Here is a 20,010-nt window from a genome sequence, read left to right on the forward strand (position 1 = left end):
CGTCGCCTCGGCGATCAGGAGTCGGTGACCGGCGGATTGAGGAACAAGCCGCCGTCCACCACGAGATTCACCCCGGTGATCCAGCTCGCCGCCGGTGACAGCAGGAAGAGCGCCGCCGAGGTGATGTCTTCCGGGGTGCCGAGGCGCCCCAGCGGCACATGCCGGGCGTCGTCGGCGAACGGACTGTCGGTCGCCAGCATGTTCTCGGCGACGCCCCGGGTCGGTACCGGACCGGGGGCGATGCCGTTCACCCGGATCCCGTGCCGTCCCCACTCGAACGCCCAGCTGCAGGTCAGCGAGAGGATGCCGGCCTTGGCCGCGCCGGAGTGCGAGAATCCCGGAAATCCCCGCTCCGGCTGGACGATCGTGATGTTGAGGATGTTGCCGTGCCGTTGCTCGATCATGTGGCCGACGAACGCCTGGGTCACGGCGAACGTCCCGTAGAGGTCGGCCTGGACGACGGTGTCGAACGCGCGCCGGGTCATCCGCTCCGCCGGCGTGAAGAAGTTCGCGGCGGCGTTGTTGACGACGATCGACGCGCCGCCGAACCGGCTCATCACGAAGTCCTGCAACCGGTCGACGTCGTCCGCCTCCCGGACGTCGCAGGGCAGGCTGCTGACGATGCGTCCGGTCCGGGCCGCGATCTCGAGCTCGGCGGCCTCCAGCCGCTCGATCGATCGACTGGTGATCATGACCTCGGCCCCGCGTGCGGTCAGCGCTCGCGCGATGCGCAGACCGATACCGGACGCCCCGCCGGTGACGACGGCCACCTCACCGTCGAACAACTTCGGGTTGAAGAAATCCTCGGGATCCATGGGTCAGCCCGCCTTCGTCGCGAGAAGTTCCTTGGCCAGCCGCTCGATCGTGTTGGCGTCGAAGAGAGCCCCGGCGCTCAGCTCCACGCCGAACCGCTCGCGCAGGCGCGCGCTCAGCTGCACCGCCACCAGCGAGTTGCCGCCGAGCTCGAAGAAGTCCTCGTCCAGGCCGATCTCATCGATGCCCAGGGCTTCGGTCCAGAGCTCGCGGACCGCCGCGACGATGGTCTCCATCGAATCGGGCACCGCCGCCGGCGCGGAGCTTTCCGTCCCCGTGGTGGCGGGCGCGGGCGGCGGGGTCGGAGGGGCGGTGACCGCGGCGACGGTCACCGGCTTCGGCGCGGGCTCGGTCGGGCGCGGCGCCACCGCTGCGCCGGACCACGGCATGCCCGGCACCGCTCCACCCGCCTTGGGCAGCACGAGGAGGAACGACGGATACCGGCCGTCGAGGATGTCCAGCAGCGCCTGCGCGCCCTCGCGAGGCCGTAGCAGGTTGTCGTCCACCTCCACCGGCCGCGATTCGCGCAGCGGCGCGTTTCCTACCGGTCCGGCGGCCGCGCTGCGCATCTGCTCCAGTGTCTGCACGCTCGGGGCGGCGACCTTGGGCTTCTCGGCCAGCCGTCGCATGAAGTCGTCGGCATCGACCTCCCGGACGGTGTAGCCGGTCACCTGAACGAGCAGCCGGCCGGTGTCCGGCTCGTACAGGTCGATGTCGACCAGGCGCACACCGTTCTTGTCCGGGCTCATCCGGCCGTGCGCCAGGACGCGAGCCGGTATCGGCGCGAAGAACCGCAGGCGGCGATAGAGGAAGGGGATGTAGTGCCGAGCCTGGGGCTCGGCGCCCTCCGCACGAGGACCGTCCGCCCGGTCCTCGTCCCCGGCCGGGATGATCATGCCGGCCCGGTCCAGCACCGCCGGGTGCAGCAGGTGCTCTTTGAGATCGGCCTGGTACTCCTCGGGCACGACGAGCTCGGCCAGGCACTCGCGAGGGCCGACTTCGAGGCGGGTCACGCAATCCCAGCGCGGGCCGAACTCGAGCCAGCCGCTCTGCGGGGACGGCAGCCGCGCCGGCGGCGCCTCGGCCAGCCCGGCCCGGATCGCGGCCACGTCGGCGTCCTGCGGCACGTCGGCCGGCCCGGCGGCGACCACTCCGTTCACGTGGTGCTGCCACGGCCGTTCGGTGCCGGCCGGCCGGGACTGGAGGCGGAAACGGTGCACGTCGGCCATCGGCGTGAAGGCCACCCGGAGCTCGATCGGCTCCGGCGCGTTGACCGGGGCTGCCAGGACGGCGTCGCGGACCTCGACCGCCCGGTCGGCCGGAACGAGACCGAGCTCCCGGGCCGCGGTGACGATCAGTTCCATGGACGCGGTGCCGGGAAGGGCGGAGCGGCCGGAGAAACGGTGTTCGGTCAGTTCCCAGTCCGTCTCGGGCGACAGGGTCCGCCGGAATTCCAACGCCTCCTGGGTGTCGGCCGGGGGCTCGCCCCGGCCGTCGCCGGTGGCCGGCGCGGCGGGCCGCGCGGCCGCGGCGGAGCCGCCGGTGAGCAGCTCGGCCACGCCCGCGGCCGCTTGCGCGAGCATGCCGACCTCGGACCACCCGGGCCAGGCGACCGAGGTCGTCCAGCAGTCACCGCGGCCGTTCTGCTGGGCCCAGGCGTTGAGGAACGCGTTGGCGGCCGCGTAGTCGGCGCTACCCAGCATGCCGGTCAGGCTGGCGATGCTCGAGAACAGCAGCAGGAAGTCCAGCGGCTGGCCGGCCAGGCACTCCTCGATCAGGACGGTGCCGTGCAGCTTCGGCGCCAGGACTTTCATGACGTCTTCGCGCGAGCGCTGCCGGACCAGGCCACCGCCCGCCACCCCGGCCGAGTGGACCACTCCGTGCAGGGCGCCGAACCGGTCCCGCACCTGGGCGAGCACCGACTTGAGCGAGTCCCGGTCGGTGACGTCACCGCGGACCACGAGCACCTCCGCGCCCGCCTCCTCCAACTCCTCGATGGCCGCGGCCAGCTGCGCTCCCTGTAACGAGTCCGTGGCCGGCGAGGCCGATCGGCCCATGAGCACCAGCCGCGGCTCCAGACCGGTGTCGGCCAGGGCCTGGGCGGTGACGAGCCCGATGCCGCCCAGCCCTCCGGTGATCAGGTAGGTGCCGTTGACCCGCAGCCTCGGCCGCCCGGGAAGGGACGTCCGGGGCACCGGCCGCAGCCCCGGCTCCCACCGGGCCGATCCGCGCAACGCCACCAGCGGCAGGTCGAGCGTCGCGATGGTGTCGGTCAGCATCTCGGCGCGCGTGCCGGCGCCGACGTCCACCAGCACGCAGCGCAGGTTCGCGTACTCCTGTTCCAAACTCCGCAACAGGCCGTGCACCATTGCGGTGGCCGGGTTGACCGTCTCGGCGCCGGTGACGTCGACCGCGTTGCGGGCCAGGACGAGAAGGATGGTCTCGTCCCGCCCTCGGGACCGCGCCACGGCCCGGGCGCAGGCCACCAGGTCGTGGTAGCCCCGCTCGAGCTGCTCGTCGAGATTCGCGCTGCTGACCTCTGCCGGACCACCGGCCAGCAGGGCATGGGCGATCAGCAGCGGAGCGTCCGGAGCGAGGTCGGACAGGATCCGGGTCCAGTCCTCCTCGGAGCCGGGGGCGAGGACCCGGCCGCCCGTGGGGGCCGGCCCGGTGGCCGGGCGCTCGGGGGCGGTCGCGATCCGGGTGCGGTAGCCGGCCCGCTGGAAGGCGCGCCGGAAAGCCGCCGCGTCGGGCAGCCCGCCCGGCAGGACCAACAGGGCGTCCTGCCCGCCGATCCGCGCGGCCGGGACCGGTGCGGTGCCCTCCAGCCTGCGGGTCCAGTCCCACGCCGCCAGGCTCCACTCGGACGCCGGTGCTCCGGGAACCGGCACCCCGGGCGCACTCTCCGCCGGGGATACGGCGGCCGGCTCGGCGACCGGGGCGGTGTCCTCGGTGGACGTCGGCGCGGCGGTCTCGGCCGGCGCCACCGGAAGGGCGTTGTCCCGCGCCGGCGAGTGGGTGACGGCTCGCTCGACCCAGAAACGACGGCGCTGGTACGCGTATCCGGGCATCTGGATGCGATGCAGGCCGCGGCCCGCATCCCGGCGGGCCAGATCGACCGGCAGGCCCTCGACCCACAGCCGGCCGAGCGTCTCCTCCAGGTCGTGCCGGCCCCGCTTGTCCGGCACGGTGGCCGGCGACGTCGGGAGGGCGACCGAGCCGGAGGACCGCACCTCGGCGTCGCCGCGCATCAGCGCGCTCAGCGTGTGCCCGGGACCGACCTCGAGCAGGAACGCCGGTCCCGCCTTCAGCAGCGTGTGCAGCGCGGGCGCGAACAGAACCGGGTCGACCAGCTGGCGGGCCCAGAAGCCGGGCTCTTGCGCCTGCTCGCCGGTCAGCTCCTGACCGGTGGCGACGGAGACCAGCGGGAGCGCGGGCGGCGACAGGGTGACGTCCTTGAGCATCGCCTCGAACGCCGCGGCGGCCGGCGCCATCATGGGCGAGTGGAACGCATGTGAGCTGCCCAGGCGGCTGGAGGCGATGCGATCGGAACGCAGCCGCTGAGCCACGTCCTCGATGGCCTCCTCCGGGCCGGAGACGATGGTCTGGGCCCGTCCGTTCACCGCGGCGAGCGACACGTCCTCGTTGAGATACGGCTCGACGGCCGCGCGACCGGCCGCCACGGCCAGCATCCGGCCGCGCGGCATCTCCTGCATCAGGCGGGCCCGCTCGGAGATCACGCGCAGACCGTCCTCGCGGCTGAATACCCCGGCCACCGTCGCCGCCGCGATCTCGCCGACGCTGTGGCCGAGCACCCGATCCGGGGTGAGTCCCCAGTCGGCGAGCAGATGGGCCATGGCGCACTCGAGCAGGTAGATCAGCGGCTGGGCCAGGCGCGTCTCCGCCATCACCTCCGGATCCTCGGCGGTGAGCCAGGCCCGCCTCAAGTCGAAGCCGAGCAGGGGCTCGAGGATCTCGAACGACTCGTCGCAGTACCGCTGGAACACCGGCTCCTCGCGATAGAGCTGGTGCGCCATGCCCGGGTGCTGGGCGCCCTGGCCCGGGAAGCAAAAGACCGGCGAACGGCGGGTTCCGTCGGCGCGAATGCCCGCGTTGCCCGACCGCAAGGCGGTCACGGCGCTCCCGGCGTCGCCGGCGACCAGGGCCCGGCGGTGGCGGCGCTGGGTGCGCCCGACGCGCAGGGTGTACGCGGAGTCGTGGAACGCCCGATCGTCGACGTTCTCCAGGTGGTCGGCCAGGCGGTCGGCGTACGCGTCCAGGGCCTTCTCCTCGGCCGCCGACCAGACCAGCAGCTCGCACGACCGGTCCGCGACCAGCGGGGTGCGGTCGGTCGCCGGCGCCTCCTCGAGGATGACGTGCCCGTTCGTCCCGCCGATCCCGAACGAGCTGACCCCGGCCCGGCGCGGCCGGTCCGCCACCCGCGGCCACGGCGTGGTCTCGGTCAGCACCGTGAACGGGGTCTTCTCCAATTGCAGCTTGGGATTGAGCTTGCGCAGGTTGATGCTGGCCGGTAGCACCTCGTGCTGCAGGGCGAGCACCGTCTTGATGAGACCGGAGGCGCCGGCTGCCTGGGCCATGTGCCCGACGTTGCCCTTCACCGACCCGAGTCCGCAGTACTGGGCCGGCAGCGGTTCACCGGCGACCCGCTGGAACGCGTCGACCAGCCCGGCGACCTCGATCGGGTCGCCGACCGAGGTCCCGGTGCCGTGCGCTTCGACGTAGGAGATGTCCCGGGGGTGAACGCCGGAGCTGCGCAGCGCGGCCGCGATGCACTCGGCCTGGCCGACGGGACTCGGCGTGGTGAAACCCGCCTTGCGGTCGCCGTCGTTGTTCAACGCGGTGCCCCGGATGACGGCCAGCACTTTGTCCCTATCGGCGAGCGCGTCGTCGAGGCGCTTGAGCAGGACGACACCGGCCCCGCTGCCGAAGTTGGTGCCGTCGGCGTCGGCGTCGAAGGGCCGAACGACCCCGTCCGACGAGACGATGCTCCCCTCCTGATGGATGTACCCGTAGGCGATCGGGAACTGGATGCTCGCCACCCCGGCCAGGGCCATGTCACAGTCTCGGGTCTGCAACGAGCGGCACGCGGTGTGCACCGCGGTCAGCGTGGAGGAGCAGGCGGTATGGACGGTCAGCGCCGGTCCCCGCAGCCCGAGCCGGTGGGCGACGAACGTGCCGACGTAGTCGGGGTGGTTCGCGATCTCGATGGACAGGAATCCGACGGTCTGCATGATGTCGGGGATGGGCTCGAGGTGGTCGACGCGGTAGCGCTGGTCGTTGGTCCCGCCGAACACGCCGATCGCGCCCGGGTACCGCGCCGGGTCGTAGCCGGCCTGCTCGATGGCGCTGTGGCAAAGCTCCAGGAAGACCCGCTGCCCGGGATCGCGCAGCTCGACCTCCTTCGGCGTCAGCCCGAAGCAGCGGTGATCGAACATGTCCGGCTCGGGCATGATCGGCCGGCGCCGGACGTAGCCCGGATTGGCCAGGTAGTCGGGCGACTCACCCCGCCGCAGCAGGTCGTCGTCCTCGAGCTCGGTGCAGCAGTCGCGGCCGGCCACGAGGTTGTCCCAGTACTCGCCGACGTCCATCGCCTGCGGAAAGCGAACTGCCGTTCCGATGACCGCGATGAATTCCATCATATCTCCCCCGCTTCTCACACCGTCGAATCAATACATCACCAGCGGGCGGTCGGCAGATCTGTGAAATTCCGCCCGCATGGACCGTCCAATGTCTTCTCCCGTGGGCGCGTAACCGACCGGCGCTGGTCCTGAGAGCCGCATGGTTTCTACCATGGACGCGATTCGATGAGCAAGGCCCGGAGCGCCGGTGTAGCCCGCGGCAATTGCTCTCGCCGGGTCCGTGGTTTACCTTTCCCGATGCGAGAGGCCGGGCTCCGGCCGGCCGTCGACGAAAGGCCGCCGCATGACGTCTTATGCCATACCGACCTCGGTTCAGCAGGAGGTCTGGATCGCCTCACTGGGCCGGGGCGGATCGTCGGTGACCGTCCCGGCGATACTCCGGATCCCGGGCGGGGTCGACCGGGCCCGGCTGGGTGCCGCGCTCGATGCGCTGACCGTCCGGCACACCGCCCTGCGCACCGTCTTCCGGCTCGGCGAACCGCACCGGGCGGTCATCGCCGAGCCGTACGCGATCCCGGTCGTCACCGCGGAGCCGGACGTGCCCGGCCCGGCCGGGCCGATCGCGTCGGCTCAGCAGCCGTTCCCCCCGGAGCTGCCGGAACGCGCTCGCGCCGTCCTCATCGGACTCCCCGACGACACGCACCTCCTCGCCTTGTCCGCGGACCACCTGGTGTGCGACGGGACCTCGGCTCAACTCCTCGGGCAGGACCTGGCGAACAGCTACCGCGACGGTCCGCAGCGCCTGCTGTCCGGCGGCGCCGACGACAGCTACGCGCGGTTCGCCGAGCACCAGCGCTCATGGTGGGACGGGCCGGCGGGCGCCCGGGTCCGTGACTTCTGGGACCGCTATTTCGACCGGTGGGGTTCGGGACTGCCGGGCTGCGCACTGGCCCGCGAGTCCGGCGCCCCGGGGTCGGAAAAAGCGGACCTTCCATTGTCGGCCGACGCGCGTAATGGTCTCGACGAGGTAGCACGGAAATGCGGGACGACGCGTTTTGTCGTATTGGCGGCAGCCATCCTTCGCCGTCAATTGTTGGAGACCGGTGCATCCGCCGCCGGTTTGAGCACGGACTTCCACGGCCGCACGGTTCCGTGGGCCGCGACGACGGTCGGACTTTTCGCGCACGGACTCAACGTCCATCTCAGCGCGAATGAGAAAGAAGATTTGACGTCCGCGGCCTCGGCGGTGCGCGACCGGCTCGAGGAATGTACGGCATCGGCGATCCCGCGCCGGGCCGTGATGAGCGGCCGAACGGAAGCCGGCGGCCCGGAGATGCCCAATCTCCATCTCGTCCCGGGCAACCGGCGGGTGCCCCGCACCCGCCCGTCCCGGGATGACGCCGATCAGCTGCCGCTACCACAGGTCCTCGATCTGTCGTTGTTCATTCAGGCTCGGCCCGGCCGGTTGACCGTCGAGCTGTCCGCCGGTCGCGGCGAGGCGACCGTCAGCGTCTGGATGTATCGGCGTGACTTCGATCCGGAGCGGGTGACGGACTTCTTCCACGCGGTGACGGAAGATCTGGCCACGACGTGACGACGCCGTCGATCTCGGCCGCGAAGTCGGCGCCGAGCTCCAGGCCGACGGCCGCCGCGTTGTTCCGCACCTGTTCCGGCCCGCTGGCGCCGGCCACCGCGGCGGTGACCCCCGGCCGGCTCAGAACCCAGGCGAGGGCCACCTGGGCCGGATCCGCCTCCCGTCGCGCGCACAGCCCGGCGAACGCGTCCGCGCGGGCCTGCGCGCCACCGGACCGGATCCGTGCCGCCCGCTCGGGTCCCATCCGGTCCAGCCGGCTTCCGGCCGGCTGCCGCCCCGACCGGTACTTGCCGGTCAGCAGGCCCTGAGCGAGCGGCGCGTACGCGAGGAAGGCGAGGTCCCGCGACCGGCAGTACGGCAGCAGCCGCGCCTCGGCCCCGCGCGAGAGGAGGTTCAGCTCGTCCTGCACGCACCCCATCCCGGGATAGGCGCGCACCGCCCGTTCCAGGTCTTCCGGGCCGAGGTTGGCACATCCGGCCACCCGGACCAGGCCTTCGGCGACCAGTTCGGTCAGCGCTCCCATGGTGTCCTCGACCGGGACGTCCGGGTCCGGCACGTGCAGCAGATAGACGTCCACCCAGCGGGTCCGAAGCCGGCGCAGCGACCCGAGAAGGGCTTCCCGGATCCGGTCCGGCCGCGCCGACGCCGGTCGCCCGTCGAACTCCGAGCCGCCTTTGGTGCACAACACCACCTCGTCCCGATGCGGGGCGAGAACGGCGCCGAGGATCTCCTCCGCCCGGCCACGGCGGTCCCGCCCGTAGCTGTCTGCGGTGTCGAACGTGGTGATGCCGCAGTCCAATGCGGCCGCGATCGCGGCCACCGAGGACGCCTCGTCGTTGTACTTGGTGAAGCCGCTGGTGCCCAGGACCATCCGGCCGCCGGGGAACGTCACGACGACACCGTGGCCAGCGGACCGCTGACGTACGGGCCGATGCCGTACATCCGCACCGGTTCCAAGGGGACCAGGACGTGCCGGCGCCCGCGCGCGTCGGTGACCGGCTCGGTGGCCGGCGCCGCGGCCCGGGCATAGCAGGTGAGGACCGTTCCGTCGTCCCGATGTTTCTGCAGCGCCAGCCGCGGGACGTGCTTCAGGTCGCGGTCGCGGACCGTGTCGAGATAGAGGAACATCGTCAACGAGGCCGACCGGTCGAACTGCAGCTTGACCGCCGCCAGGTGGGGCCAGCCGGAACTGCCGTAGCTCGCGACCGCGCACATGTAGATGGCGTTCCAGGTCTCCACGAAGTCACGGGCCCGCAGGGTCCGGTCCGGCTTGGCGAAGAACGACGTCTGCACCGGGCCTGCCCGGTCGAGCGATGCGTCGAGGATCTTCTGCACCCGGTCCAGACCGGCGGGATCCCAGTCCTCGGTCTCATTCATGATCGCTCTCCCCGTTCCTCGTCGTCGTTTCCGGGCGGGTGAGCAGGCGGCGCGCCGCGCCGACCACGTTCCCGGCCGTCATCCCGAAATGCTCGAGCAGGACATCGCCGTGATCGGAGGCGCCGAACTCGTCCACCGACAACACCTCGCCGTCCAGCCCGACCCACCGATGCCAGCCCATCGAGGACCCGGCCTCGACCGCCAGCCGGATCCGGACAGCCGGCGGCAGGACGGCGTCCCGATATTCGGTCTCCTGCGCGCCGAACAGCTCCCAGCAGGGCATCGAGATCACCCGGACCGCCGTGCCGGAACGGGTGAGCTCGCGTGCCGCGGCCACGGCCAGATGGACCTCGCTGCCGCTGGCAAGCAGCAGGATGTCCGGTTGACCCGGGCAGTCGGCGAGCACGTATCCGCCCCGGGCGACGCCGGCCGCCGCGGCGGCCGCGCCGGCCTCGTCCAGAACCGGTAGGAGCTGGCGAGCCAAGACCAGGGCGACCGGGCCGTCGGTCCGGGCCAGGACCGCACGCCAGGCGTGAGTGGTCTCGTACGCGTCGGCCGGGCGCATCACCCAGAGACCGGGCATGGCGCGCAGCGAGGCCAGGTGCTCGACCGGCTGATGGGTACGCCCGTCCGCCCCGATGGCGATCGAGTCGTGCGTCCAGATCCACAACACTGGAAGACCCATGAGCGCGGACAGCCGGACCGCCGGACGCATGTAGTCGCCGAAGGTGAGGAACGTGGATCCGAACGGCTTGGGGATGCCACCGTGCAACGCGAGCCCGTTGACGATCGCGGCCATCCCGTGCTCCCGGACCCCGAAGGCCAGGTTGCGGTCCGGAGCCGCCGCGGTGAAGAAGCTCGCCCCGGCCACCGCGGTCTTGGTCGAGTCGACGAGGTCCGCCGCTCCGCCGGCCATCGTCGGCAATCGGTCGCTGAGCTCGTCCATGATCAGCCGGGAGACGTTGCGGGGGGACACCGGCTCGTGTCCGGGAACCGGGAAACCGGCCAGCACGTCCGCGGGGACCGGCCCGTGCGCCGCATCCCACCCGGCCCGCAGTTCCGGGAACTCCCGGCTCCACTCGCCGAAGGTCTTTTCCCACAGGGATCTGTCCCGGTCACCGCGCGGGCGCGCGTCGAGCATCCGGGCGCTGTCGGCCGGGACCTGGAAGGTGCGGGCCGGATCCAGGCCGAGCGCGGCCTTCGTCCGGGCGGCCTCGGTGGCGCCGAGCGGGGACCCGTGCGCCTTGGTCGTCCCGCGTACCGCCTCGGCCGGGTACCCGATCTCGGTCGGCAGGACCACCAGGGTCGGCCGGCCGTCGCCGCGGTGCCGTGCCCGGCGCAACGCGTCCGCGAGAACCTCGACGTCCTCGACCGCGGCAACCTGCTCGACCGCCCAGCCGCTGGCCCGGAATCGAGCGAGCTGATCCTCGACACCGAACGACAGCGAGGTCGGGCCGTCGATGGTGATGCCGTTGCTGTCGTAGCACACCACGAGCTTGTCCAGGCCCCATTGCCCGGCCAGGGAGATCGCCTCCTGGCTGACGCCCTCCATCAGGTCGCCGTCCGACGCCACCACCAGCGTGGCATGGTCGACGATCTCGAACCCCGGGCGGTTGAACCGGGCGGCCAGCAGGCGTTCGGCCACCGCCAGGCCGACTGCCGTGGCCAGCCCTTGACCGAGCGGACCGGTGGTGGTCTCCACGCCGGGCGTCAGGCCGCGCTCGGGGTGACCGGGGGTGATCGAGCCCAGGCGCCGGAACGATCGCAGGTCGTCCAGGGTCACGGCATAACCGGCGAGGTGCAGCAGGACGTACTGCCAGGCCGAGGCGTGCCCGGCGCTGAGCACCAGGCGATCCCGGTCCGGCCAGTCCGGCCGGGCGGGGTCGTGCCGCAGCACGTCACCGTAGATCGCGCATCCGAGCGGCGCGAGGGCCAGCGCCGCCCCGACGTGGCCGTTTCCGGCGTGCTCGACGGTGTCGATGATCAAGCCCCGGGCCGTGGCCACCGGCCCGGCCCACCGGGAGCTCTCGGCGCCGGTCACGCGTCGTGTCCGATCGGCTCGGCCGAGTGCAGCTCGACGCACGACCAACGGACCGGTGTCGAGGGCCCGGCGTCGGTGCAGGACTGGAGCCGGGCCGGCGACTGGTCCTCGGAACGGACCGTCACCGTGTGCCGGCGCCCGTCGGCCGTGGTGAACCGGCTGCGGTAGGTCCGGTCGCCCGCCTCGACCGCTCTCTCGACCAGTGACACCTCGTCCAGCCCGAGGTACGAACCCTGCTGGCGGAGCGCGTCGTCGGCCGCCTGCTCCGGGATGGTGTACGTCGACCGGCCACGGAAATGCTCCAGTTCGATCCGGCCCGCCTCGGTCGCGGCCGTGATCGCCGCGGCCGCCGCCGGGTCGACCCGGCCGTAGTAATGCCCGTGCGGGAAGACGACCACGTTCGCCGCGAACTTGTGCCCCCCGACGTGTGCGGTGCGGCGGGCCCGATCGCCCACCTGCGCCCGGAGTGCGACGTGCACCGCGGCGCCGCTCCGCCCGCAGCACGGGTCGCCGGCCTCGTTCGCGCAGACCGCGTACAACGGCTCCGCCACCGGTTCAAAGTCCGGCGGGAGCTGCCCGGCCGCCAGGGCCGCGAAGTCGAACCCCAGCAGGTCGGCGAGGCCGTCGACCGCCCTCCGTCCCCATCCGGGCGCCCGGCCCGGCGCGCGCACCGCGGCGTAACACCACCGGGGCTCCTGCTCGGCGGGTGGGCTGATGAGCTGCGTCCGTACGCCGATCCGGCGCTCGATCCGGTCCAGTTCGGCGGTGCCGGCCGGGTCGAGGCCGCTCTCGGTCAGGGCGTTCTTGCCCCATGGGCCGGCGTGCTCCAGCAGCAGCCAGGCGGTCACCTCGAGCGCGGTGGCGGTCAACGGATCGCCCAGCTGCTGGGCGAGCACCGAGCACGCCGGCGTGTCCGGACTGACGATTGCGGTCATCGGGCGTCACCTTTCAGGAGGGCGCGGAGCAGTTCGAGATCGGCGCCCAGCGCGTCCGGCGGCACCGAGATGTTGAGGCGAATGGCTTGGGTGGCGGGATACAGCCGGCTCCACACCTGTTCGTCGGCGCCGAACAGGTACATCGGGTTGACCTTGAGCCCGATCCGGGCCGCGTCCGTCGCCCACCCGGTGATGGCGCGTCCGGTGTGCAGGTCCGGGATCCGGCGAAGCGCCGAGTAGCCGGCCACCGGGTCCGGCACTCGGTCCACCGGCACGAGCAGGCCACTGCGGTCGGCGATGTCCAGGGCTTGCAGGAACTCACCGCGGTGCGCGCCGGCCACGGCGCGGAACTCGGTCAGCGCCGGTTCGCCGCACCACGGCAGGCGCGCGGCGCGGAAGGCCTCCGCCAGCACCGGGGCCCGTCCCGCCCCGCCCGGGTCGAACACCGCCAGCAGGAGCGCCAGGTGAACCGCGGCGACCCGCCCGAGGCCCACCGACACCGAGTACCCGCGTTCGAAGCGATCCGCCCGCGCGTAGGCCAGCAGCTCGGGATCACGGGTCAGCATGATTCCGCACCGGATGCCCGGCACCGAGAGATCCTTCGACGGGCTCATCAGCACCGCGGTGCGCTCCAGCGATCCGATCCGGGCCCGCAGCTGAGCCCGGAACTCGTCGGCCGGCTGGAACGTCGGCAACGCGAAGACGTGGTCCACGACGTCGAACGACGGTGCGAGGGCCTGCCGTACCGGCGCCGTCCGCGCCCACGCCCCGCTGACCCCGTTGGGCGCGATGTCCACGAGCAGCGGCCCAACGTCCCGTTCCCCGGATACTCGCAGGATCCGGCCGTCCGCGGTGTAGTACGCGCACACCGGGACCCGGTGCCGGGCCGCGGATTGCTCGAAGCTGCAGTACAGCGGCAAGGGGAAGGCCGCCGGCAGGCGCCGGGCCGCGGCGAAACCCAGCAGGACGCTGATCGCCTCGGTACTTCCGTTGAACAGCACCACGTGCTCGGGTTCGAGCTCGGTGTCCAGGTACCGCCCGGCGAGCTGAGCGATCAGGGAGCGGTCGGCGAGATCGTCCGCGCCGGTGTAGTCGGCGAGCCGCCCGTCGAACATGTCGTCGTACATCCGGCCCAGCCAGTGCCGCACCGCCGTGACGGGCATCCGGCGGTTGATGCCGTACCCGATCTGGCGCGCGGTCGCGGTGGCGCCGGAGCGGATACGGCGGTAATAGGTCACGCACTGCACGTCGGGCAGCGCCGGGAAGCCGGCGTCCGCCGGAGCGGCGAGCGGTGGATAAGAGCCGGTGACGGGAGACAGCGAGTCCAGCTCCGGCGCGGTCCCGACGGCCGGCATCACGCTGCCGCACCCACGACGAGGTGCAGACGCAGGTCGCGTGCGCCGTTCAGAGCGGTGTGGGTGTGCCGGGTGTCGACGAAGTAGGCGTCACCGTCGGCCGGCATCCGAAAGACGTTGTTCTCGTCGACGAATACGAACACCGCGTGCTCCGTCGTCTCGATGGCGACATGGACGCGAGGCGTGGCGTCGCGGTGCACCGAGTAGCAATGCCTCGGATCGACACCGAGCAGCCGCGCCCGGAAGACGGTGAACGGGAAGCCGGCCAGCACCTCGGCGAGGTACGTGCCTTCGAGCTCCGGGTTCAGGGTGTCGTACTCCTGTTCCGGGGCGATGTCCTTCTCCTGGTAGCAGGACTCGTACCAGGGATCGGTCGAGCCGGGCCGGATCTGGAGAGCGAGCTGCCGGGTGGACTCGAAGATGAGCGGATGCTTCTCCAGCAGGCCGCTCGTCTCGGCGCGCAGCCGTTCCACGTCGATGCCGAGCGGGAACCGCCCGACGAGCGGCGCGCCCGTTGCGCCCCGGACGATCCACTCGGGCTCCGGCATTGTCTTACGGTCGTTCATCGACGCGCTCCATCCCGTGGTCGTCGACCAGGTATTGGTCAGGGACCGGCAATTGTCCGAACTGTCGTGCGTGCACGAGCGTGTAGGCACCGAACGAAGTGGCCAGGAGGCGGTCGCCGACGGCGAGGCGGGTCGCCGACGGCGTCCGTGCGGTACGCCGGAACCGATCCTTTTCGTACAGCGACGGACCGAAGACGTCGCCGGTGAAGACCTGCGATGCGTCGGCGACCGGGTGGAACGACGGGTAGGCCCAGGGCGCGAGATTCCACGCCGACGCGTCGACCACCACGCCCTGACCGTGCGGCGACGCGCAGTCGGCGTCGAGCACCTGGGTGACCAGGTAGGCGTGGTCGAGGGTGAGCGCGGCCCCGGGCTCCATCCACACGCTCAGCTCCGGACCGTCGTACGCGCGGAGCTCGGCCCCGATCGTCCGCAGTGTCGCGTCGAGGAGGTCAGGTCGTCGCGACAGGCGCAGCAGGCCACCGCCCAGGTTGATCTGATCGACGGTGCCCAGCAGGCGGGCGACGAGCACGGCGTACCGGGCCCGGAAGGCCAGGAGGTCCGGGGTCACCTCACCGGTGTGCACGCGTACCCGCCGCACGGGTTGCGGCGCCGACCGGAGGCGATCGGCGAGGCGCTCGTCGAGCACCAGCCCGAAACGGCTTTCCTGGCCCCGGCTGGTGGACGAGCGCAGGACGTCCGGGAGCGGCACCCGGACTCGCACCCCCCAGTCCACCGCGCCACCGGCCGCCGCGGGGAACGGCTGTTCCAGCAACTGGTCCAGCTGCACGGGCGACTGCGCGTCGAAGAGCACACCGCCGGCGAGCAGGTCCGGAATCTGTTCCCGGGCGAACGCCGGGCCGGTGGCGGAGATGCGGCTGAACCCGAGGCTCCGGGCCAGCCGGAGCTCCTCGGCCGTCGCCACGTCCGCGGCCCGGACTGTTTCCCGCAGGAGCCGGACGATCGGCGCGCTGGCGCAGGCCTTGAGGGCACAGTGCATGCTCAGGCCGTGCCGGGCCAGCAGGCGCCCGAGGAACCCGATGTGAGCGGTCAGGCCGGGAACGTCCCAGAGAATGCCGGGGGTCGACTTGACCTGCGCGGCCGCCCGGACGATCCGCGCCGGCACCGCGTTTTCCGGCGGGTCGAACGGTGCGGCTCCGTCCGCCGTCTCCGTACCCCGGAAGACCGGGGATTCCCGCAGGGCCGTCACCTCAGCCGTGTATCGCGTCCATCCACCGGTGCGCACGCTTCCCCCTTAGCGCCACAGAAAAATCTCCTGGGATGTCGGTGCCGTCACGCCGTCGAGAGTGGACTCAGTCGCCGGCGGTGGCCACCACGCTTCGCCCCAGACGGTCGCTCGGGAGCGCGGCTTCGTCGCCCGGCTCGAACCAGTACGGCCGCCCCGCGGCGTCCCGGACATCGTGGGCCAGGCGGAGCACCTTCTCGGCGTCACCGTCCCGCGCCGCCGTGAATGCCTGGACAAGCAGATCCACCGACTCCTCGCGGGCGCCGGTGAACGTCAGCTCGTTGACTCCCAGACGCAGCGCCGGCCCGGGTACGCCGGGCAGGTCCACCTGGACGTTCACCCGGATCTGTCCCTCGTAGAGGCATCCGGCGAACGCGTCCGTCGCCGCCGCGTCCCCGATCCGCACCCACACCTGGTGGTTCTCCGTCGCCCGGCCGTCCTCGAGCACGACATCGAATCCGGCCTCGCCCAGCCCGGTCTCGAAACGGCGAGCGTTCGCGACGGTCTGCGCGGCGTATGCGGGCCCGAACACGGTGAACTCGGTGGCAGCCACCCCGAGCGCCAGTGTCTCGGCGAAGTGGTGCGACGAGAGGAGCGTGAACTGCGCCTCGGCGATGGCCCGGTGCAGCTCGGGACGGCGGGTCATGAGCACGCCCTTGTGCGGTCCGGGGAAAGTCTTGTGCGTCGACCCGCCGATGGAGTCCGCGCCGTCGTCCAGCGGGTTCGGGTGCGCGCCGCCGAGCACCAGCCCGAGCGAGTGACTGCAGTCGACGTGGACAAGCGTGGCGGGCGACTCGGCCCGGACCGACTCGACGACCGCCGTCACGTCCAGGACCTGACGGCTGTTCTGCAGGTCCAGGTAGACGAGCCGGGGCCGGTGGGTGCGCAACGCCGACCGCAGCGCGGTGTCGTCCACCGTGCCCGTACGCACCGGCAACAGCGAGACCTCGAAGCCGAGCCGCCGTGCGACCGAACCGGTGGCGTAGTGCCCGCCGCGTTCCGGGTGGACGCACAGAACGTGTCCGCCGGGCGGCCCGCCGAGGCCGGCCAGGGCGAGGACCATCGCGCTCATGCCGGAGATCGGCCGCACGTTCACCAGCTCGGTACCGGCCAGATCCCCGAGACTCGACTTGGTCAGGTCGGTCTCGAGGAAGCCCACCGACTGCCCGCCACGGAACTGCCAGAAGCCCGGGTCCAGGCCGTCGTTGAAGAAGTAGCGGTGGTAGAAATCCGTTCCCAGCACGCTGGACGCCAGCGGCGAGAGCCGGTTCTCACTGGGCACCAGGTTGAGCGCGTCGCGCGACGTCCGGCCGGCATCGGCCAGGACCCCCATGACGTCGCCTAGACGTCTTTTGACCGCGGCCGGTTCGTGACCGCTGATCCGCATCCGGTTTGCCACGTCGCCGTCGATGGCTCAAACGAGCGAGGCGACGAGTGCGAAATTGCGGGCACGCACAAACATTGAATTCACAACAATTTCCCCCCGGTACAAAGCAGACCACGAACCAGCCATTCGAGAAACGCGATTGGCGAGTTGTGGCCACAATGCGAAGTGTCGCGAACAATAGCAACTCTATGTCGCTTCGACGAGCATGAATGCTACCTACGGCGCCGAGAGGCTGTCAAGGGACGGGTGTCCGGTGCAGACATCCCGAGATCACTCACAGTAGATGAGCACGTACGGTAAGTAGGAACCTTCCCGCGTCCAGGCCATCCGGAGCGCACCTCAGCGTCACGACCCTTCGATACTAGGCATATCGAATTCAGTCGAATCAATGTCGAGTCGGGAATTCCGGTCGTATGCGGCCGCGCCGATCTCGGGTGGCTCCGCCGAGCCGGCGGCGAGCTGGGGGCGCGGAATAATGGCTCGATCGAGTTGCCGGGCCAGCCGCGGAATAGAGGTCGAGGTCAAATAAGCTTCCGCCCCGGCGTCGAGGGCACGGCGTATCACGCCCTGATAGTCCACCCCCAGACTCTCGTCCGCCACCTCGGCGATGACGATTCTCGCGGCGGGGAACATCGCCCGGAGATTGCCGATCAACTGGGGACTTGCGGGTGGTAGCAGCAACACGTCGGTCGTCGCGGTCGCCGCCCGCAGGTCGACGACGATGTAGCCGTCGCCGAGTTCGGCGGACAACGCGGCGCGCGCCGATTCCGACAGTTTCATCGCGGCGGCGACCACGGTCACCCGGTCGGGCACGTCCTCGGCGGCCCGGTCGGGCCGGCTCGCCGGCCCGGGCACCTCCTCCGCGGCCCGGTCCGGGGAAATGACGACTCCGGTAAGCACGCTACCGGCACCGGTTATCGTGGCGACCCGGGCGCCGCCGCGCACGATGGCGATCTCCTCCCCGGGCTGGAGCGCATCGATGCGGGCCACGACGTCATCCGGAAGGCCCGTGACGTCGATACCGGCCGCGTCGGATCCATCGGTCATGGCACCGGCGATGATCAGCCGGTCACCGGCGGGGCGGCGGCCACCTCGTTGATGACGCGGGCGACCTCGCGGCGGCCCAGCAGCTCCAGCCGGGTGCACTCCACGGCGGTGATCTCGGTGGCGGATGCGCCCGGCCAATTCCCCCACAGCGGCGCCTCGCTGGAGTTCACCAGATGGACCGGCCCGGGCCACGGCGTGTACGTGGCGTTGTGCACCGCGATCAGGTGCCGGAGCCAGTCGACGGCCGCACCGGTGAGTTCGGCGGCGATCTCCCGGGCCACGACGGCATCGCCGATGTCACCCATCAGGACGTCGGTCGCTGCGGCCATCAACGCCTCCCGCATCAGCCCGAGCACCCCGGCCGGGTCCTGCCGCAACGACGTCTCGGAGACGTCCACCGTGGACGCGCGATCACCATAGCGGCTCAGCAGGCTCTCGAACGACGTCGCGACGAAGCTCGGCGGGCAGCCGGCGCCGTCAACAGCGATGACCGGAACGACCCGGCCGGTGCGCTCGAACAGGATCCGGGCGATGTCCTGCCCGATCGGTGCGGCCATGCAGAACGCGGCAACGCAGGCGATCTCGTCCTCGGGCGTGGCCAGACGTCCCAGTAGTTCCCGCGCCCACTCCTCGCTGGTGAACGCCTGCGGCAGCCGGCCGCCCAGCACGTCCACCAGCCGGACCGTCAGCTGCGTGCTCAGCCCGGTCAGCCGTGGCCGGCGTTCCAGGCCCGGATAGTCCAACCCGAGCACGACGGGCAGCCGTTCCCCCGATGCCATCACAGCGTCATACCCTCCCGTAGAAGACGCTCGATATCCAGCACATCGTAGGCACCGATCGGCTACGTGGTCGCCCCGCACCGTAACTGCTGACGGCGAGGCTCGATGAACGCTGCATGAAGTGCCGCCACAACCGTGGGCGCCTTGGTCGCTCGATCGCTCCATTGCTTCAGCACTTCCGGCGGACGGGCGAGCGCCGTCCGCAGTTGAATGTGTATCTGCTCGGCCGTCGCCCGGTCTTGTATGTCGGGATCGGGATCCGAGTCGACCGCGATGTCGAGCTACGACTTGGCCAGGCGGCGTTTGCGGAAGAACCAGCGGATGCACCTGTTGCGGTTGCCCGCCGAGGAGTCCGGGTTGCGGGCTGGACTGCTGTAAGCGTTGCAGCACAAGTACCCCATGCGGTTCATGACCGCATTCAAGAAGGCGGCCGGCCGAAGCCGGGCCGCGCCACGCACTACAGGCCCACGGCCCACGCGCACGCCGATCAACGCCGAGCCGCCGAGTAGGTCCACCGCATTCGCCGAAGATTCGATGATCAATCTTCAGGATCCGGATAGCCGCACTATAAGAGCCGCCTCAATCCATCGAAATCTGGGAGAGTTTGACCTCGATTGATGGCAACCGTGACGGCAACCCAGGCTTACCGGAGCATCGCCCGACAATCAACCATTCACGCAACGTGACTTCCTGCGACAGACCCACCGCTCGCCTGACCTTACTTCCCGTATGGCGGCTCGCCGAGTGCATGGCTGAGACGATTGAGTACCTCGTCAGCAGTGAAGTCCCATCCGGTTAGCCGCTGCCCACTCCAATTGATACCCACGCGGAAGTCATCCTTAGCAGGTCCGGCAGCGCCGCACTTCGCCAATGATCCAAGGGCATCGAAACAGCACGAAATTGAGTCCCCATAGATTAGCGGCCCGCTGCGCACGGGCCTCCGATGACCAATAGGGAAAAGCTGGCCGCCCAGAACTCGAGAGTGGGGTGGGGCTGCCACCGTCGTCTCGAACCCACCAAACAGTATGAGTTTGGACGATCTCGCGGAAGAACGCCGCCGCCTGAGCCCGCTTGTGCTAGCCCTTGAAGCGAGCCGCCGCAGTTGTGCACGAGGACCGGCGTTTCGCCTGCCATCACATAGTACGTGTGGCATATTCACGACCGACACGGAGCGTTACCTATCCGGGCAGGAGCTGTCACCTGGTCTTTCGTGGATGGGCCCGATAGCGGATCGGGCTGTCGGGCCGCGTTGACGGCAACCGTGACGGCA

Annotated in this window: 14 protein-coding genes; 1 reads left to right on the forward strand and 13 read right to left on the reverse strand. The window is 70.9% G+C overall.

Going from position 1 to position 20,010, the window contains the following annotated elements; all coding sequences use genetic code 11:
* Positions 1-14: 14 nt before the first annotated feature.
* On the reverse strand, positions 15-815 hold the full coding sequence (locus ACFQS1_RS16250) for an SDR family oxidoreductase (protein ID WP_378968768.1): 801 nt from the start codon (positions 813-815) through the stop codon (positions 15-17).
* Positions 816-818: 3 nt separating this feature from the next.
* The gene (locus tag ACFQS1_RS16255) at positions 819-6,470 is read right to left on the reverse strand and encodes a type I polyketide synthase (protein WP_378968770.1); all 5,652 of its coding nucleotides are present in this window, start codon (positions 6,468-6,470) and stop codon (positions 819-821) included.
* Between the two features lie 286 nt (positions 6,471-6,756).
* On the opposite strand from ACFQS1_RS16255, the gene ACFQS1_RS16260 reads away from it, so the two are divergent.
* A complete protein-coding gene (locus ACFQS1_RS16260; protein WP_378968772.1) occupies positions 6,757-8,007 on the forward strand; it encodes a condensation domain-containing protein in 1,251 nt (416 codons plus the stop codon).
* Here the strand turns inward: ACFQS1_RS16260 and ACFQS1_RS16265 are convergent.
* From ACFQS1_RS16265 to ACFQS1_RS16315, 11 genes are all read right to left on the reverse strand, one after another.
* A complete protein-coding gene (locus tag ACFQS1_RS16265) occupies positions 7,919-8,899 on the reverse strand; it encodes an aldo/keto reductase (RefSeq protein WP_378968774.1) in 981 nt (326 codons plus the stop codon). The genes ACFQS1_RS16260 and ACFQS1_RS16265 overlap by 89 nt on opposite strands.
* Positions 8,896-9,384 carry a hypothetical protein gene (locus tag ACFQS1_RS16270; protein WP_378968776.1) on the reverse strand — a complete coding sequence of 163 codons (489 nt, stop codon included), beginning with the start codon at positions 9,382-9,384 and terminating at the stop codon, positions 8,896-8,898. The genes ACFQS1_RS16265 and ACFQS1_RS16270 overlap by 4 nt, the downstream gene beginning before the upstream one ends.
* Positions 9,377-11,425 (reverse strand): transketolase, encoded by a 2,049-nt coding sequence (gene tkt / locus ACFQS1_RS16275; protein WP_378968779.1) that lies wholly within the window; start codon positions 11,423-11,425, stop codon positions 9,377-9,379. Before tkt ends, ACFQS1_RS16270 begins: the two co-directional genes overlap by 8 nt.
* The gene (locus tag ACFQS1_RS16280) at positions 11,422-12,360 is read right to left on the reverse strand and encodes a sucrase ferredoxin (RefSeq protein ID WP_378968781.1); all 939 of its coding nucleotides are present in this window, start codon (positions 12,358-12,360) and stop codon (positions 11,422-11,424) included. The genes tkt and ACFQS1_RS16280 overlap by 4 nt, the downstream gene beginning before the upstream one ends.
* Complete coding sequence (locus tag ACFQS1_RS16285; protein WP_378968784.1) at positions 12,357-13,718, reverse strand: PLP-dependent aminotransferase family protein; 1,362 nt, start codon at positions 13,716-13,718, stop codon at positions 12,357-12,359. The genes ACFQS1_RS16280 and ACFQS1_RS16285 overlap by 4 nt, the downstream gene beginning before the upstream one ends.
* A complete protein-coding gene (locus tag ACFQS1_RS16290) occupies positions 13,715-14,281 on the reverse strand; it encodes a hypothetical protein (protein ID WP_378968786.1) in 567 nt (188 codons plus the stop codon). Before ACFQS1_RS16290 ends, ACFQS1_RS16285 begins: the two co-directional genes overlap by 4 nt.
* Entirely contained in the window at positions 14,268-15,527 is a 1,260-nt protein-coding gene (locus ACFQS1_RS16295) for a hypothetical protein (protein ID WP_378968788.1), read from the reverse strand. Before ACFQS1_RS16295 ends, ACFQS1_RS16290 begins: the two co-directional genes overlap by 14 nt.
* A gap of 67 nt (positions 15,528-15,594) precedes the next feature.
* On the reverse strand, positions 15,595-16,860 hold the full coding sequence (locus ACFQS1_RS16300) for a PLP-dependent aminotransferase family protein (protein ID WP_378968791.1): 1,266 nt from the start codon (positions 16,858-16,860) through the stop codon (positions 15,595-15,597).
* Between the two features lie 399 nt (positions 16,861-17,259).
* Positions 17,260-17,961 carry a hypothetical protein gene (locus tag ACFQS1_RS16305; RefSeq protein WP_378968793.1) on the reverse strand — a complete coding sequence of 234 codons (702 nt, stop codon included), beginning with the start codon at positions 17,959-17,961 and terminating at the stop codon, positions 17,260-17,262.
* Between the two features lie 14 nt (positions 17,962-17,975).
* Positions 17,976-18,740: a hypothetical protein gene (locus ACFQS1_RS16310; RefSeq protein ID WP_378968795.1), complete on the reverse strand. Its 765-nt coding sequence runs from the start codon at positions 18,738-18,740 to the stop codon at positions 17,976-17,978.
* Positions 18,741-19,579: 839 nt separating this feature from the next.
* Complete coding sequence (locus tag ACFQS1_RS16315) at positions 19,580-19,780, reverse strand: DUF2750 domain-containing protein (RefSeq protein ID WP_378969113.1); 201 nt, start codon at positions 19,778-19,780, stop codon at positions 19,580-19,582.
* Positions 19,781-20,010: the final 230 nt, after the last annotated feature.

This window comes from Paractinoplanes rhizophilus (genome assembly GCF_042664765.1).
GTDB lineage: Bacteria > Actinomycetota > Actinomycetes > Mycobacteriales > Micromonosporaceae > Actinoplanes > Actinoplanes rhizophilus.

What these genes read in the sequence shown, in the direction of transcription:
- ACFQS1_RS16260 (WP_378968772.1), top strand. Translation starts at nt 6,757, where the DNA reads ATGACGTCTTATGCCATACCGACCTCGGTTCAGCAGGAGGTCTGGATC.
- ACFQS1_RS16305 (WP_378968793.1), bottom strand. Translation starts at nt 17,961, where the DNA reads ATGACCGATGGATCCGACGCGGCCGGTATCGACGTCACGGGCCTTCCG.
- ACFQS1_RS16255 (WP_378968770.1), bottom strand. Translation starts at nt 6,470, where the DNA reads ATGGAATTCATCGCGGTCATCGGAACGGCAGTTCGCTTTCCGCAGGCG.
- ACFQS1_RS16280 (WP_378968781.1), bottom strand. Translation starts at nt 12,360, where the DNA reads ATGACCGCAATCGTCAGTCCGGACACGCCGGCGTGCTCGGTGCTCGCC.
- ACFQS1_RS16250 (WP_378968768.1), bottom strand. Translation starts at nt 815, where the DNA reads ATGGATCCCGAGGATTTCTTCAACCCGAAGTTGTTCGACGGTGAGGTG.
- ACFQS1_RS16300 (WP_378968791.1), bottom strand. Translation starts at nt 16,860, where the DNA reads ATGGGGGTCCTGGCCGATGCCGGCCGGACGTCGCGCGACGCGCTCAAC.
- ACFQS1_RS16310 (WP_378968795.1), bottom strand. Translation starts at nt 18,740, where the DNA reads ATGGCATCGGGGGAACGGCTGCCCGTCGTGCTCGGGTTGGACTATCCG.
- ACFQS1_RS16270 (WP_378968776.1), bottom strand. Translation starts at nt 9,384, where the DNA reads ATGAATGAGACCGAGGACTGGGATCCCGCCGGTCTGGACCGGGTGCAG.
- ACFQS1_RS16290 (WP_378968786.1), bottom strand. Translation starts at nt 14,281, where the DNA reads ATGAACGACCGTAAGACAATGCCGGAGCCCGAGTGGATCGTCCGGGGC.